The sequence below is a fragment of the Mesorhizobium sp. IMUNJ 23033 genome, from assembly GCF_044778005.1.
Taxonomy (GTDB): domain Bacteria; phylum Pseudomonadota; class Alphaproteobacteria; order Rhizobiales; family Rhizobiaceae; genus Mesorhizobium; species Mesorhizobium amorphae_A.
Genome location: NZ_JBJACT010000047.1, coordinates 20,611 through 35,959, shown reverse-complemented (window position 1 = coordinate 35,959; position 15,349 = coordinate 20,611). Strand labels below are relative to the sequence as shown.

Genomic DNA, 15,349 nt, shown 5'->3' with positions numbered 1-15,349 from the left:
GGGAGAAGAGACAGCGCCTGCGCCGCGTCTGTTTGGCCCAGGATCTTGAGGATATCGTTATCCTCAAGATCCTCGGTAACAGCGGCGCGGCGCAGGCGGTGCAGGGTCGCGCGTTGAGGTGGTCACATCGTCACGCGTTGAGGTCATCACATCGGTGCAGCGTGGTCGGGCGTGGTCGCAGACGGAGAAGCGGCTGTTTGCAGCATGGGCTTGACCGCTGTCATAATGGCTTGTTCAGCGGATTACCGAATAGTTTGCGACAGAAACCAGTACGCCCGCCCTAACGTCACTTAGCGGCAACGAAACGCCGCGCACACCGGTCGCCCTCAGGTTGGACCGATGCCGGGTCATCGCATCCTTCGTCAGCGGTATCAACTCGCGACCGCGCAGCCGTCCGCGCCGCGATCACCGAACCCTGTTCAAACGGCCAGAAGAGGGCCAAATTACGAAACTCAAGCTCGTAACCTCCTCCAAGCCCGATTGATCGGTGTGGTGCATGAACGCGAACTTCATCGAGATTGCGTCCCCCCTTATTCCACGCCGAAACACAGTTGGGGCTTTTTTAGCGAAGTTTCCGGTTCCGGGGAGCGCTCCCATTTCTCGATGCGCTGAAGGTCAAGCCTTGGTTCAGCATCGCCGAAATCTGCGAGCGCGATGGCGCGCCCCACCAGTCGCACAGATTGAGATAGGCGAGATCGCTTGCGCTGTCACCGAATCCGATCGCTGGCCTATCTCCAGACTCTGAGCGAATCTTCTTCAAGAGGAACTCTACTGCCCGGCGCTTTGAAACCGGCGGGGGAATGAGCGCGAAGTTGTTTCCGTTGTGATGCCGTATCCAACCCGCATCGTCGAACTCAAATTTCAGTTCCGCCAGCCTCTTGCCATCACCGTCGTTTTCTTTGAAGACGGCGTATGTGGCCATATCCATTTCTTCAACGATCCACGAACGAACAGACATTTTGCCAGCTTCGGCTCCTTGCCGACCTATTTCAAGTACCTTGTTCAGTGTCTCCCTGTGAGGGATCAGTTCCTTAGAAATGACATCGTGCCATTCCTTCAGATGCGCACCGCCCGGTTTAAGGATGACAGCGCCGTTGGCAACAATTGCGTAGCTGTTGAACGCGATCTTGACGTTCCCGTAGGCTGTCGTGCCACGTGCCGTGACGGGAATGACTTGTGACGTACTCAGCAGCCAATTGATCATCGCAACCTGCCGCGGGGTCATCATGGAATGATGTCCGTTCGAGGAGATCGCAGCTAGAGTCAGTTTGTCCTTGCTGCCTTTCGGACACTTTGCGTGCGTCTGGAACAATGTGTCATCCAGATCGGCAAAGACGATTGGCTGGATGGCGTGATCTACGGATTTGACGGGTTGATCAGGCATTGCACTCGATCCGCCATACATATTTGGAATTCGTTTTCGTCAACACGGAAAGATTCCGGGCAGATGACTTTGGTTTTGCGTTCACATCTATGCCGACTGCTTCGTCTTCTAGACACAGGACCAACGACATTATTTCCAGAAGTTTTACCATAAAGCAGGCGCGTCTTGCTTTATAATCGGAATGTAAAGTGTCGCGCCAAGTTAAAATGGCGATCTATTTTTTTGCGATTCTTTTAAACTCTCTGGATCAAGGTAATGGCGCGATAAGGCTGGATTTTTTCCGAGGCGACTTGGAAGGGAACATTCTTCTTTCGAATCAAATATAGCAGCGCTTCCAGCTCAGCATCTTCAACGGAAGACAGGAATACAATTTGAGGCATACGGCGCAGAATTGCCCTCGTGGCTTCCGCAATTCCTGGCTTGATCCGATTAAAATTCTCAACGGCAAACTCTGCAGCAATTCGATTGATTGCCTCCCGCGATCGTCTCTGATGGCTTGAGCGGTCGTTATCCGTCCACTGCGCGATTTCGTTATTTTGGTCTAACGCGGTGACGGCATGTGTCCACACATTGTCCACGAAAGCAGCTGAGATATCGTGGGACGTCAAGTGATCCCATATGACTGTACCGTGAAAATCTTCCGGACCGGTGACCTGCTCGTTCAGTATCGAACGGCTGATCAGCCCGGACACGGTGCTTCCGAGTATTCCCGACGGAATAAGCCAGTCTTCGCTCGACGCCGCAAGCCACGCGCGGCCACAGGGGTCAGCCAGAACCACCAGCTTTGGCGGCTGCGCAGAAAATGAATGGAAGCTCCGTTCCAGCTCGTTGGAGATGGCGCCTTTGCCGGTCCAGCCATCAACGAACAGCAGGCCTTCAATGGGCCGCCGCTCAATGATGTGGCGCATTGCATTGCAGTCAATTCCGCGGTCCCGGATGATCGAAATGCCAAAGTGTTCGACGTCATTTTTTAGGCGCGACAACGCACGCTTGAGGAGAACACCCAAGGGCACTCCGGCCCGAACGAGGCTCGCCAACGTGATCGGGCCTTTAATTTGATTTGAGATAGACCGCGCGAGGGCTGCCACCTCGCGTCCCATTCTCGCAGCGCCAGCTGACATCGCTTCATCAAATATCTCCATGTAGCCGGCTTCGGGCGCGCCTTCGAATGAAATTGTTTCCGAATAGTGGCGTAGACCGGACTGTATCGCCGCTTCCTTCGATGCGACGTCGATTGCCTCTAATTTTATCGGTTTCAAAAGAAACGTAACGTCCGAACTGCGATACGTGCCCGAAATGAATTTACTTTGCGTCGTCAACAAAGGTCCTCTCTTTCCTCCGCCGCGTATCGGAACCCTGGAGGCTTAGATGACTGCTGGCTTCAAACCCAGGATGGAGTATCAATGAAATACCAAGGTTAATGCTGTGGATTAATGTTAAACGATCGATAAAAGCGCTCACCTAGCAACTATTACTGTTGGATCTCTCAATGACGTCACAAGTGCATGACTTATCTGCTCTTTACATGTCTCGGAGCAAAGAAGGACCTTTGCGTAATCTGACGGATTGACATTGTACAGGTAATTTAACGAATGCCCTCCGTAATTGTCCTCAAACGCGAATTTCTTTACAATCGCGTGACCTACTGAAATCGGCGATCGTGTAACGGATGAGTAGTGGACGTCAGCTCCTTCCATCTCCAATTTTTCCGCAAGCAGGAACGGCTGCCAAATATGTTCTCCTGTACCAAGAACCAGCGTAGCGCCCGACGCTGCTGCCTGACCCTCCAGTTGCAGACGGTGGCGGGAGACGCCCAATCGCGCCCAGTCGATATCCTTGTCGGGCGAAATGACCTTGCGCCTTTTCGTATCAACTGTTGGCACTTCCGGCGCGTTGATGTTCAGACCGTTTGCATGCCAGCGATACCGCCCGGATAGGAGTGACGCGCGCTTCACATTGGTTGCTATCGTCTGCTCGATAGCGCCATCTGACCAATCCGTGAGGGTGACGAGTACCGCATTGCGAACGTTCGACCTGATGCTGGCAGGCAGAGCTGCGAACAGATTGCCAAATGTTTTTCCGGTCGACGCTTCATCGTCAATCAATACAAGTGTTCGGGCATTCTTGACCTTCGAGACCAGACCTGACACGAGCGGCCAGTGTAGGAGATGTCCCGTGGCGTGACTGTGCTCCTCCTGGAACTCACAGATTAGGGGCAAACCAAGTGCATGTCTGGTAGTGCAAATATAGACGGTGTCATCCCGGTCATTTTGTTCTGAGTATTGCTGGTGCACGCCCGCCCCCAGCCCGACAGCGGCTTCGGCCATTCCTATGAACAGGATTGGCCCTTCGAGATCGGGTGAAATTTGGTCGGCCAGAAATTTGTACGTCGTTCGCATCAGCGAAGGCCGCACGGGAATATGACGTCCAAGCACCTTGGAAACGAACATGAAAGACCGTTTGGGGTTAATGCGCTCGGCAAATCCAAATATTGCGTCGGGGGGCATTAGGCTGCGATCGATTTCAACCGATATGGTTCCTCGGGCGAGCTCGGCAGAACGGTATTTTTTAAGTGCAATGTCCAAAATGGCCACCCGATTCGTTAATGATTTGGGGCGTTGTCACGGTAACTTCTTGTGAGGAGGCGCTGAGGTCGACGCCGGTTCATGCACATAAGCTACAAACGCCACCGCTTTCGCGCCGCGATCATCACCCATGCTGTGTGGCTTGATTACCGGTTCCCTTTGAGCCTGCGCCTGGTCGAGGAAAGCTTCCGGAGCGCTGGATCGTCGTCTCCCATAGAGCGATCCGTCGGTGGGGAAGAAGTTCGGCCCCGAGTTTACGTTCGACCAACTGCGCAGGAAGCGGCCGAGCCCCAATGATGTTTGGCAGCTCGATCAGGACGGATATGTTCTCCAGGCCGCGCCTGCTCACCAGGCTGCTGAAGAAACAGGGCCTCGCACCAAAGCGCATGATCACCGACAAGCTGCGTTCCTATGGAGCGGCGAAACGGCAGGTCATGCCGGATGTCGAGCACCGCGCGCACAAGGGCCTCAACAACAGGGCCGAGAATTCCCACGTGCCGCTGCGAAAGCGGGAGCGGACGATGCACGGCTTCCGTTCGCCAGGAAGCCTGCAGCGCTTCGTCTCGATCTTCTCAGCCTTCCGCAATCTCTTCGTCCCAGCCCGCTCAAAACGCTCCGCATTTCAGATCCATATCCATCGCCTCCACGCTATGGCGGAATGGAAAGCTGTGATCCCAGCCCTCGCCTGATATGGCCGTCGGCGGTCCCTTCACGTCCAAACGCGAAAGTGTCGATTATCGTCTTTCGCCAGATCGCCGACGAATCGCTCCACCTCAGCTCGCGACATAGTTCCTGGCTCGGCACGCTACGCCTGCAGCTCTTCAGCCAAAATCTTCAGTTGCTCCGGGCAATTCAGTACTTCCGGGCCAGTTGCCATCGTCATCTCCTTTGGTTCGGGGCAAAAACCGTCACAACGGCTTCCCAAAGTGATGTGCAAGTGACGTGCCATCCTGAGGATGTAACTGCGCGCTGCTACTCAAGTTGGGCCGGCGCACCTTCGCGTCGCGCTCTTCCTTCCTTTTTGCTTGAGGGCTGCGCACGAAATGCAAAACGTTTGGCCTATGGTGCGTCTGTTCGATAGTCGACAGTTTGGCTCAATAGCAACAGTATTGTTTGCATGGATCGAGACACCATGTGGTCGGCACCGGTCGGTCGCCATCAGTACGACAAGCGAAATCACGGAGTGGCCCCGGCGCGCGCGCGTGCTGCCGCCAAGCCGCTTCGACGAGCATGCCGCGGGTATGTTCACGGCCCTGTTTAACCATGACCGTTCTCACAATCCGAACAGTTTTTTTCGCCCAGCGAATAGCATGTTACACGCCATTCTGGTTTTGCGCTCCGTTCGTTTGAAGCCTTTCGTCGACCGCGCTGTTCTACACTCACATTCCACTACAAAATTTGTCGATAACGGAGAAAGGCAGCCAGATAGATCGGTCCGACTGACTGGATGCGGCACAGAGCCTGTCGGCCCTCTGTCCGCAAGGACTATCACATAGGAGGGATCACACCCCAGCCACTGCACCTGCAACCGCATCTGCCGTGCTTAAATCGTCGTCGCGCCGCACGACGATTGAGGTTATCACTAGATAGTGGTCGGACAGATACTTGTCATGCGCCAGGGGGCCGGTTCATCGGCTAACGCCTCATCATGACGTCACCTCGGAGGACGAGAAAAGATTGTTGTGGCATGGGTACGAGCTACCTCGGTCGTTTGTTCGATCGAAAGCACTGTGTGTGGAGGAAGCTCTCCATCATGCAGTGCCAGGAGATGAGGGCCGACTTCCTTATCCGCGGCCGTGAGCCGATGCTTGAGGCGAAGAAAGTCCATCCAGGTTGGCGTGAGGAATGTCTCTGTGCAAAGTGAAGGCGTTTGAAGATTTCGCTGGAGCGTCCAATTCGTGCACCGGCACGGCTCTGAACGTGGCGCCTTGCCGCATATAGCCCAAAAAGGTCTCGAGGTTACTCTGATATGGAGTAATCAACCTTTACAGCGATAGGGTCGCTCCGGGGCTTCCGTTCAAGTGCCGGTCCGGGAGCGCGAAAATTTCGCGGCCTGTCAGCGGCGGCCGAAGGCCAAGACCTCGGCGGTGTAGGTCTCCACCACCAGGCTGAAGGGCTGGTTCGCTCCGGTATAGAGGATGGCCCGGTGCCGCAGCACCTCGTGGGGAATGGCCAGCGCTCCTTTCCCCGCCGCCGGCAGCGGCGCGTCCATCTCCCACCCCTTGGGCAGCGGCGACCACAGCAGCTCGGCGCTAATGGTTTGGCGGCGGAAGTGCAGCGGCTGGACCACCTTCCCGAAGGGCTGATCGGTGGTGTCGAGCACCTGGTTCATCTGGGGTGTGAGTCGCGACGGGACGTACCAGTTATCGGCCTCGGAGAGCACGAGCTCGCCACAGGCGAGCTGCACGCGGCGGTAGTGCACGGGTTCGCCAGCGCTGATCCCCAATGCCTGGCGGGCATTATCCGGCAGCAGTTTGTCGTCGCCCTTCACGCGATGGGCGACAATCTTCGCCTCCGGCGCCAGCCCGTGCTCACCACACCACCGTTCCAGCGTAAGCGTGGCGCTGGGGTGGCTGAGCAGGTCGGCGTTGAGCGTTTCCAGCAGGGCGAGGGCCTGGGTGCGGGAGGCGGTGTCGTTGGTGAAGAGGGTGCGGGCCTCGGAGGGTGACGAGACGATCACCATCATGGCGAGGGAGGCTACTGCGATGAAATTTCGAGTACCCATGGTGCGACATCCTTTGCGTTGCGTTACGAGGGGCGTTTGCAGGAATGCACCCTGTACGCGATTGAAAACATGGCGGCGCAGACACAACCACGAAACGCACCCTGTGCGCGACCGCAGGCTGCGCACTGGAGAACGAATTTCGGTTGCCGAAATTAGACCGCGACCTTCTTGCGGGTCCGCTTCGCCGGCACTGGCGTTTCCGGCTCCTTCGGCTTGCGGCCGAGCCCCATCGTCTTGGCCAAGGCCGAGCGCGCCGCGGCGTAATTCGGCGCGACCATGGGATAATCCGCCGGCAGGCCCCATTTGGCGCGATATTCATTCGGCGTCAGCCCGTAGTGGGTGGACAGATGGCGCTTTAGCGATTTGAATTTCTTCCCGTCCTCAAGGGAGATGATGTAATCCGGTGTCACCGACTTCTTGATCGGGACTGCAGGCTGAAGGACCACCCGCTCTTCTGCCGAGACGCTTCCGGCCGTGCCTTTCAGAGCCGCATGCACTTGGCCGATCAGAGCAGGGAGATCCCCCACCGGAACCGGATTGTTGGAGACATAGGCTGAGACAACATCGGCGGTGAGCTCGATGAGTGTGTCGATGTTTTTGTCGGCTTCGTCTGTCATGAAACTCTCCGAGCGGCTTGAAACATAGTCGGCGAAGCATTGCTTCATAGTGGGGCTTGCCGCTGAACGCAAATACAGCGTTAGCAGGGCTGTCGCGATGCTCGTCGAGCACTGAGATCTATGCGACGTATCATGCCCTCGTGCACGTTCATCCGCTCGCTTTTGGCTATCCCCCGACCAAGTCGAGTTCAGCTGTGCTTCCCAATCCCCTGCTTGTGAATTTTCCACGAAGAGCCGAAGATATTTTCGCGCCATCGAAAGCGCAACTATCGCGATGTCGATTTTGGCAATTCGGTACCCAAGCAGCTCGACACCTGCATTTTTCGATATAGGGTGCAGCCAGCTGCTAAGCGCGTTTCGGCCATAAGCTTGGGCCGAACTTCGTCGATCTTCTTAATGCGAAATTGATGGCCGAGCAGTCCCCCGGAAATCGATGTCCAGCCGTACGGTCTTGAGCTTTTTGCAATTCATCCCTAACCTGGAGTTGCATCGCCAAAAGGAGCGCTTATCTCTTCGAGCGGGCGCTTGCGACCATAATCGGAATGTCTTCTTAAGGACGATTTTCCCCTCGGCTCGGGTAGCCCGTCGAAGCGAAATCTTCCACCGGCCGCGCCGACATCGCTATCCAGTATCGTGGCGCCGGGATCATCCCCGCGACCGACCTCGACTACCCCTTGCGTCTATGTTGAACGTAAACTATGTTATGTTCAACGCAGGAGGCTGGCATGGGCGCTCAAATCCATACTACAACAGACAGCGAAGCAACGGTCGCACTGACCCGCAACAAGCTCGTCCTCGAACAAGCGAGGGCCGTTGGTCTCCTTGGCTCCGCTAAGAATACGCGTCTGTCGGGGCGCGTACCGTCAGAGCTGATCGACGCGGCCAAGAAGCGCGCCCACGTCACGTCGGACACCGAGTTGTTGGAACTTGCTCTGTCGCGGCTGGCGCTGGAGGATGACTTCGGGGCTGGCCTCGTCAAGCGCAAAGGCAGCATTCCCTCGGATATCGATCTTGGGATTTGATCTCGCCGATACCCTTAGATCATTCAAACCGCTGAAACGTCTGGGGACACTCGTGCGTCGGGCCGATGACGATCTGCCATGGGTCGACGACGAGCCTATTATTGGCCGTCCATTGTTTTTGGATACGACCGTGTATCTGGATGTCCTCCAAGGCCGATCACCGGCAGAGGTGGATAGGCTTCTGACGTATAGGCTATGTCATCATTCGGCTGTGTGCCTTTCCGAGCTGACATACGCATTCGGCCGATTGGATCCAAAGCACACGTCAACGAAGATCGCACTGGAAACGATCCGGGCGACGGTCGCGGATATACCCGAGCACCGACTTCACGCTCCCGACACTGCCATCTGGGGGCAATCCGGCATCCTCGCCGGCCTGCTTTTCCGAATGAGCAATTTGCCAAAAGGCGAAGGTCACGAACGCAAGTTCGTCAACGACGCTCTGGTTTGCCTGCAGGCGCGGCAGCTGGGTGCGAGTGTGCTCACGGGAAACATTCGGGACTTCGACTTTCTTTCCCAACTTGTACCGACGGGACGAATTGTCCTGTATCGAAAACTAGAAGCCTCGTGATTCGCATGAGTTCGGCGGTCTCAGAGTACCGTGTGATCTTCCGCCAAAATTCGGACCAGCTCCTATACTGCGGGTAAACCTTTTGCCGCATCAATGGCCGCTGAGTATGAAAGCCTCGACTGCGACGCTGGCGTTTTGCTGAGTCTGACGGTTTAACAAGAAGCCATTCTGCATATCTATTGCGAGTATATGGGAGCGTAAATGTCTGGAAAATTATTCTTTATCGAGGGTCCGGACGGAGTTGGCAAAGCGACGACGATCGATCTCTTGAAGGACGCCTTAGTGCAACGATCTGGCCGCTTTGAATTCTTGAGCTTTCCGGGGAAAGCTGAAGGCACCCTGGCGCAGTCGTTTATCGTATTCACCACGACCCGGCGGCATTTAGAATAGCGAGGGCTGCTCGCTGGGCCGTGACTCTAACAATGAACCGGGCTCGATGTTCACGCTCTGTGCTTCGAAAGTCGCATAAAAGGCCAGTGCGGAACGCACTAAGCAGCAAGAGGAGAAGGGCATCGCCCCATGAAAAAGCGCCGGCTTGGCGGAATTTGCCGTGTCGCAGCGCAACGAGGGGCTATTGGGTTCCGGAAATATTCGCGCCGACCGCATTTTTTCCGACCAAGTTTAGACCAGCAAAAAGGGCGGCATCGCTGCCGCCCTTCGAGTTGTTGAGATGCGTGGACCTTAGAAATCCATACCACCCATGCCGCCCATGCCGCCGCCGCCCATGCCGCCAGGCATGCCGCCGCCAGCCGACTCCTTCTTCGGAGCCTCGGCGATCATGGCTTCGGTGGTGACCAGCAGGCCGGCGACCGAGGCCGCGTCCTGGAGCGCCGTGCGCACGACCTTGACCGGGTCGACGATGCCCATGGCGATCATGTCGCCATATTCGCCGGTCTGGGCGTTGTAGCCGAAGGTCGCGCCCTTGTTCTCGAGGATCTTGCCGGCAACGATCGATGCTTCCGCACCGGCGTTGGCCGCGATCTGGCGAGCCGGAGCCTGCAGCGCGCGACGCACGATGCTGATGCCCGCGGTCTGGTCGGAATTGGCGCCGGTGACGGTGATGGCCAGCGAAGCGCGCAGGAGTGCGACGCCGCCGCCGGGAACAATGCCTTCTTCCACGGCCGCACGGGTCGCGTTGAGGGCGTCATCGACGCGGTCCTTCTTTTCCTTGACCTCGACCTCGGTCGCACCGCCGACGCGGATCACCGCAACGCCGCCCGCCAGCTTGGCCAGACGCTCCTGCAGCTTCTCCTTGTCGTAGTCCGAGGTGGTCTCCTCGATCTGCTGCTTGATCTGGGCGACGCGGCCCTGGATCTCGGCCTTCTTGCCGGCGCCGTCGACGATCGTGGTGTTCTCCTTGGAGATCGACACCTTCTTGGCGCGGCCGAGCATGTTGAGGCCGACGTTCTCGAGCTTGATGCCGAGGTCTTCCGAGATGACCTGGCCACCGGTGAGGATGGCGATGTCTTCCAGCATGGCCTTGCGGCGATCACCGAAGCCCGGCGCCTTGACGGCGGCGATCTTCAGGCCGCCACGCAGCTTGTTGACGACCAGCGTGGCCAGGGCCTCGCCTTCGACGTCTTCCGAGATGATGAGCAGCGGCTTGGAGGTCTGCACGACGGCCTCGAGGACCGGCAGCATGGCCTGCAGGTTGGAGAGCTTCTTCTCGTGGAGCAGGATGTAGGCGTCCTCGAGATCGGCAACCATCTTGTCGGCGTTGGTGACGAAGTAGGGCGACAGGTAGCCGCGGTCGAACTGCATGCCTTCGACGACTTCGAGTTCGGTCTCGGCGGTCTTGGCTTCCTCGACCGTGATGACGCCCTCGTTGCCGACCTTCTGCATCGCTTCCGCGATCATCTTGCCGACCGACTCGTCGCCATTGCCGGCGATGGTGCCGACCTGGGCAACCTCTTCCGAGGTCTTGATCTTCTTGGCATTCTTGATCAGCGTCGCGACGACGTCGGTGACGGCGAGGTCGATGCCGCGCTTCAGGTCCATCGGGTTCATGCCGGCGGCAACCGCCTTGTGGCCTTCCTGGACGATCGACTGCGCCAGAACCGTCGCGGTCGTGGTGCCATCGCCGGCGATGTCGTTGGTCTTCGAAGCGACCTCGCGGACCATCTGCGCGCCCATGTTCTCGAACTTGTCCTCAAGCTCGATTTCCTTGGCGACGGTGACGCCGTCCTTGGTGATGCGCGGGGCGCCGAACGACTTGTCGATGACGACGTTGCGGCCCTTGGGGCCGAGCGTGACCTTCACCGCGTCGGCGAGGATGTTGACGCCGCGCAGCATGCGCTCACGGGCATCACGGGAGAATTTTACGTCTTTGGCAGCCATTTTTTACTCCTGGGCATTTCGCCCGAAATTCAGATTGGATGGTGCGGATGAAAGGCGGCGGCGTGTCAGCCGATGATGCCCATGATGTCGGATTCCTTCATGATCAGAAGGTCTTCGCCATTGAGCTTGACTTCGGTGCCCGACCACTTGCCGAACAGGATGCGGTCGCCGGCCTTGACGTCCAGCGGTACGAGCTTGCCGGCTTCGTCGCGGGCGCCGGAACCGACGGCGATGATCTCGCCTTCCTGCGGCTTTTCCTTCGCCGTATCCGGGATGATGATCCCGCCGGCGGTCTTGGATTCGGATTCAACCCGGCGAACGACCACGCGGTCATGAAGCGGCCGGAAATTCGACTTTGCCATTTTTGGATATCCCTGGTGCGGATGTTGAACGGTTCTCCTGTGCCGGAGAGTGGTTAGCACTCACCAGAAGCGAGTGCTAACGTGGCGGTGAGATAGGCCCTCGGTTGGTACTAGTCAAGACGGAAGAGGGGACGGGCGAAGAGCAAAAGACTTTGGAATCGGCGCTGAAGCACCGGCCCCCTTTTACGTGAGGAGAAAGCTCTTTCTGCACTTTGCTGCCAGTCGCAAGTCCTCATCGGCTCAAAACATCTCCGCCAGAGGCGCCTGCCTAGCGTAGCCAGTCTTGACCGACACCGAACCGCGGCCGCCTCTCATCACGCAATCTCTTTTCTCATTTCTCCGATTTCACAAATTATGGTTTGTCCCTTCCGTTCCTGGACCGAAGCCAGGCGCCGGTCCGTCGCGGACGCGACAAACCCGACAACAGCGAGTCAACGGAAGCGTACGTCGGGAGAGCGGCAACGAGTAGATGGTGCAAGTCCAGAATAGAGAGCAGGATTCCTCACAGACCGCGTTCGTCCAGGCCAGATCTCGCCGCCTCATCGTGCGCGGTCAAGCGCCGGACAAACGGAGCCACCTGACTGCCGAAGAGCGCAACGTCTTCGGCGTCATCCAACCCGTGGACCAAATCCCGCGATACCCAGTTTGCTGTAGCCGCGCAGGGCGAGCGCGATCTGTTCATTGCGGAAGCTTTCTCTGTAATCTGCCAGCCCGGTTGCCACTCCATCGCCGGCGACCGGAACAAGACAACGCTTCGAAAAGCATCTGAGTATTGAATTGTTCGACTTTTCAAGTCTGGCACCGGACTTGCTTCGCCTTCGCACATCCGCGGCCAACAGATGCCGCCGCCTGTGGAGGAAGGCCTGATGCAAGAAACATTCTACGCGGTCATGCGCCGGCAGGGGATCACCCGCCGAAGTTTCCTGAAATTCTGCAGCCTGACGGCGGCTTCCCTCGGCCTTGGACCGGCCCTCGCGCCGAAAATAGCTTACGCGATGGAGTCCAAGCCGCGCATTCCGGTGCTGTGGCTGCACGGGCTGGAATGCACCTGCTGCTCCGAAAGCTTCATCCGCTCGGCGCACCCGCTCGCCAAGGACGTCGTGCTGTCGATGCTTTCACTCGATTATGACGACACGCTCATGGCGGCCGCCGGCCACCAGGCCGAGGCGATCGTCGACGAGGTCGTCGAACAGTACAAGGGCAACTACATCCTCGCGGTCGAAGGCAATCCGCCGCTCAACGAGGACGGCATGTTCTGCATCATCGGCGGCAAGCCCTTCGTCGACCAGCTCAAGCATGCCGCCTCCAACGCCAAGGCGATCATCTCCTGGGGCTCCTGCGCCTCCTGGGGCTGCGTGCAGGCCGCGCGGCCGAACCCGACGCGGGCCACGCCCGTCCATAAGGTTCCCGGCCTGCCGGACAAGCCGATCATCAAGGTGCCCGGTTGCCCGCCGATCGCAGAAGTGATGACGGCCGTCATCACTTATATCCTGACCTTCGAGAAATTCCCCGAACTCGACCGGCAAGGCCGGCCGAAGATGTTCTACAGCCAGCGCATCCACGACAAATGCTATCGTCGCCCGCATTTCGACGCCGGCCAGTTCGTCGAGTCCTTCGATGACGAGGGCGCGCGCAAGGGCTATTGCCTCTACAAGGTCGGCTGCAAGGGACCGACCACCTACAATGCTTGCTCGACCGTGGGTTGGAACGGCGGCCTCTCCTTCCCCATCCAGGCCGGCCATCCCTGCATCGGCTGCTCCGAGGACGGCTTCTGGGACAAGGGCGATTTCTACAGCCGCCTGACCCGCGTCCACGGCTTCGGCATCGAGGCCGATGCCGACAGGATCGGCACGATGGCCGCGACCGTGGTCGGCGCCGCCGCGGCCGCGCATGCGGCGGCGAGCGTGGTCAAGCGGATGCGGCAAAAGGGAGGCAACAACTGATGGGCATCCAGACGCCGAACGGCTTCAATCTCGACACCTCCGGCCAGCGCGTCGTCGTCGATCCGGTCACGCGGATCGAAGGCCACATGCGCTGCGAGGTGAACATCGACGAGAACAACATCATCCGCAACGCGGTCTCGACCGGCACCATGTGGCGCGGGCTCGAGGTCATCCTCAAGGGCCGCGACCCGCGCGACGCCTGGGCCTTCACCCAGCGCATTTGCGGGGTATGCACCGGCACGCACGCGCTCACCTCGGTGCGTGCGGTCGAGGACGCGCTGGGCATCATAATCCCGGAGAACGCCAATTCGATCCGCAACATCATGCAGCTCTCGCTGCAGGTGCACGACCATCTGGTTCACTTCTACCACCTGCACGCGCTCGACTGGGTCAACCCGGTCAACGCATTGAGAGCCGACCCGAAGGCGACGTCGGAGCTGCAGCAGGCGGTTTCGCCGAGCCACCCGATGTCCTCGCCGGGCTATTTCCGTGACATTCAGAACCGGCTGAAGAAGTTCGTGGAGAGCGGCCAACTCGGGCCATTCAAGAACGGTTACTGGACCAACCCGGCCTATCTGCTGCCGCCGGAAGCCGACCTGATGGCGGTGACGCACTATCTAGAAGCGCTTGACTTCCAGAAGGAGATCATGACCACGCGCACGATCTTCGGCGGCAAGGACATCCATCCTAACTGGCTGGTGGGGGGCGTGCCCTGTGCGATCAACATCGACGGTGAGATGGCGGCCGGCGCGCCGATCAACATGGAGCGGCTGAACCACGTCCGCAGCGTCATCGAGCGCACCATCGCCTTCGTCGACAATGTCTACATCCCCGACATCATCGCGATCGGCAATCTCTACAAGGCCTGGCTCTACGGTGGCGGGCTGTCGGGCAAGAGCGTGCTCGCCTATGGCGATATCCCCGACAAGGCCAACGACTATTCTGCCGCTAACCTGATGATGCCGCAGGGTGCCATCATCAACGGCAATCTCAAGGAGGTGCTGCCGGTCGACGTACGCGATCCCGAGCAGATCCAGGAATTCGTGCCGCACTCCTGGTATAAGTATCCGGACGAGGCCAAGGGCCTGCACCCCTGGGACGGCATCACCGAGCCGCATTACGAACTGGGGCCCAATGCCAAGGGCACACGCACCAACATCATCGAGCTGGACGAGTCGGCAAAATATTCCTGGATCAAGGCACCGCGATGGCGCGGCCACGCCATGGAGGTCGGCCCGCTCGCCCGCTATGTCGTCGGCTATGCCCAGGGCCACGAGGAAATCAAGGAACAAGTCGATTCCACGCTGCGCGTGCTCGGCGCGCCGCTCAACGCGCTCTTTTCCACGCTCGGCCGCACCGCTGCGCGCGCTCTAGAAGCGCAGTGGGCGGCCCGCAAGCAGGCCTACTTCTTGGACAAGCTGATCGCCAACATCAAGGCCGGCGACTCCTCCACGGCCGACACCGAGAAGTGGGACCCGAAGACCTGGCCGGCCGAGATCAAGGGCGTCGGCTTCACCGAGGCGCCGCGTGGCGCGCTGGGTCACTGGATTCGGATCAAGAACGGCCGCATTGAGAACTACCAGTGCGTCGTGCCGACTACCTGGAACGGCTCTCCCCGCGACAATGCCGGCAATATCGGCGCCTTCGAGGCCTCGTTGATGGACACCAAGGTCGAGCGCGCCGAGGAGCCGGTCGAAATCCTGCGGACCATACACAGCTTCGATCCGTGCCTTGCCTGCTCAACCCACGTGATGGGGCCGGACGGCCGGGAACTGGCCAATGTCAAAGTGCGGTAGGAAGGGA

12 protein-coding genes and 2 pseudogenes are annotated in these 15,349 nt (G+C 58.7%); 6 read left to right on the top strand and 8 right to left on the bottom strand.

Translation table 11 applies throughout. The annotated features are described in order from the left end of the window. Positions 1-562 precede the first annotated feature (562 nt). The 3 genes from ACFX5Q_RS32345 to ACFX5Q_RS32335 form a co-directional block, all read right to left on the bottom strand. The gene (locus tag ACFX5Q_RS32345) at positions 563-1,384 is read right to left on the bottom strand and encodes a hypothetical protein (RefSeq protein ID WP_404284324.1); all 822 of its coding nucleotides are present in this window, start codon (positions 1,382-1,384) and stop codon (positions 563-565) included. A gap of 233 nt (positions 1,385-1,617) precedes the next feature. Further along, entirely contained in the window at positions 1,618-2,703 is a 1,086-nt protein-coding gene (locus ACFX5Q_RS32340; RefSeq protein WP_404284322.1) for a cysteine protease StiP domain-containing protein, read from the bottom strand. Positions 2,704-2,841: 138 nt separating this feature from the next. Then, positions 2,842-3,969 (bottom strand): phosphoribosyltransferase domain-containing protein, encoded by a 1,128-nt coding sequence (locus ACFX5Q_RS32335; protein WP_404284321.1) that lies wholly within the window; start codon positions 3,967-3,969, stop codon positions 2,842-2,844. Positions 3,970-4,050: 81 nt separating this feature from the next. Between ACFX5Q_RS32335 and ACFX5Q_RS32330 the strand changes: the two are divergent. After that, positions 4,051-4,658: pseudogene (locus tag ACFX5Q_RS32330) on the top strand (transposase). Between the two features lie 965 nt (positions 4,659-5,623). On the opposite strand, the pseudogene ACFX5Q_RS32325 reads toward ACFX5Q_RS32330, so the two are convergent. The 3 genes and pseudogenes from ACFX5Q_RS32325 to ACFX5Q_RS32315 all read right to left on the bottom strand — a co-directional run. Beyond that, positions 5,624-6,012: pseudogene (locus tag ACFX5Q_RS32325) on the bottom strand (MFS transporter); the annotation flags it as partial. Between the two features lie 13 nt (positions 6,013-6,025). After that, the gene (locus ACFX5Q_RS32320) at positions 6,026-6,694 is read right to left on the bottom strand and encodes a hypothetical protein (RefSeq protein ID WP_192178728.1); all 669 of its coding nucleotides are present in this window, start codon (positions 6,692-6,694) and stop codon (positions 6,026-6,028) included. A 152-nt stretch (positions 6,695-6,846) separates the two neighbouring features. Beyond that, positions 6,847-7,311: a MucR family transcriptional regulator gene (locus ACFX5Q_RS32315; RefSeq protein WP_192178729.1), complete on the bottom strand. Its 465-nt coding sequence runs from the start codon at positions 7,309-7,311 to the stop codon at positions 6,847-6,849. 725 nt (positions 7,312-8,036) lie between these two features. Here ACFX5Q_RS32315 and ACFX5Q_RS32310 point away from each other — a divergent pair. The 3 genes from ACFX5Q_RS32310 to ACFX5Q_RS32300 all read left to right on the top strand — a co-directional run bounded on the left by ACFX5Q_RS32310 (position 8,037) and on the right by ACFX5Q_RS32300 (position 9,294). Continuing rightward, positions 8,037-8,333 (top strand): hypothetical protein, encoded by a 297-nt coding sequence (locus ACFX5Q_RS32310; RefSeq protein ID WP_192178730.1) that lies wholly within the window; start codon positions 8,037-8,039, stop codon positions 8,331-8,333. Next, complete coding sequence (locus ACFX5Q_RS32305) at positions 8,323-8,904, top strand: type II toxin-antitoxin system VapC family toxin (protein WP_404284320.1); 582 nt, start codon at positions 8,323-8,325, stop codon at positions 8,902-8,904. The genes ACFX5Q_RS32310 and ACFX5Q_RS32305 overlap by 11 nt, the downstream gene beginning before the upstream one ends. Positions 8,905-9,105: 201 nt before the next feature. Next, complete coding sequence (locus ACFX5Q_RS32300; RefSeq protein WP_404284318.1) at positions 9,106-9,294, top strand: hypothetical protein; 189 nt, start codon at positions 9,106-9,108, stop codon at positions 9,292-9,294. A gap of 291 nt (positions 9,295-9,585) precedes the next feature. On the opposite strand, the gene groL is transcribed toward ACFX5Q_RS32300, so the two are convergent. Then, on the bottom strand, positions 9,586-11,241 hold the full coding sequence (gene groL, locus ACFX5Q_RS32295) for a chaperonin GroEL (protein WP_404284316.1): 1,656 nt from the start codon (positions 11,239-11,241) through the stop codon (positions 9,586-9,588). A gap of 65 nt (positions 11,242-11,306) precedes the next feature. Further along, on the bottom strand, positions 11,307-11,603 hold the full coding sequence (gene groES, locus ACFX5Q_RS32290; protein ID WP_019863563.1) for a co-chaperone GroES: 297 nt from the start codon (positions 11,601-11,603) through the stop codon (positions 11,307-11,309). Positions 11,604-12,469: 866 nt separating this feature from the next. Here groES and ACFX5Q_RS32285 point away from each other — a divergent pair. Together ACFX5Q_RS32285 and ACFX5Q_RS32280 are read left to right on the top strand one after the other, a co-directional pair. Then, positions 12,470-13,546, top strand: a complete 1,077-nt coding sequence (locus ACFX5Q_RS32285; RefSeq protein WP_404284314.1) for a hydrogenase small subunit — start codon at positions 12,470-12,472, stop codon at positions 13,544-13,546. Further along, complete coding sequence (locus ACFX5Q_RS32280) at positions 13,546-15,342, top strand: nickel-dependent hydrogenase large subunit (protein ID WP_404284312.1); 1,797 nt, start codon at positions 13,546-13,548, stop codon at positions 15,340-15,342. The genes ACFX5Q_RS32285 and ACFX5Q_RS32280 overlap by 1 nt, the downstream gene beginning before the upstream one ends. The last annotated feature ends 7 nt before the right edge of the window (positions 15,343-15,349 follow it).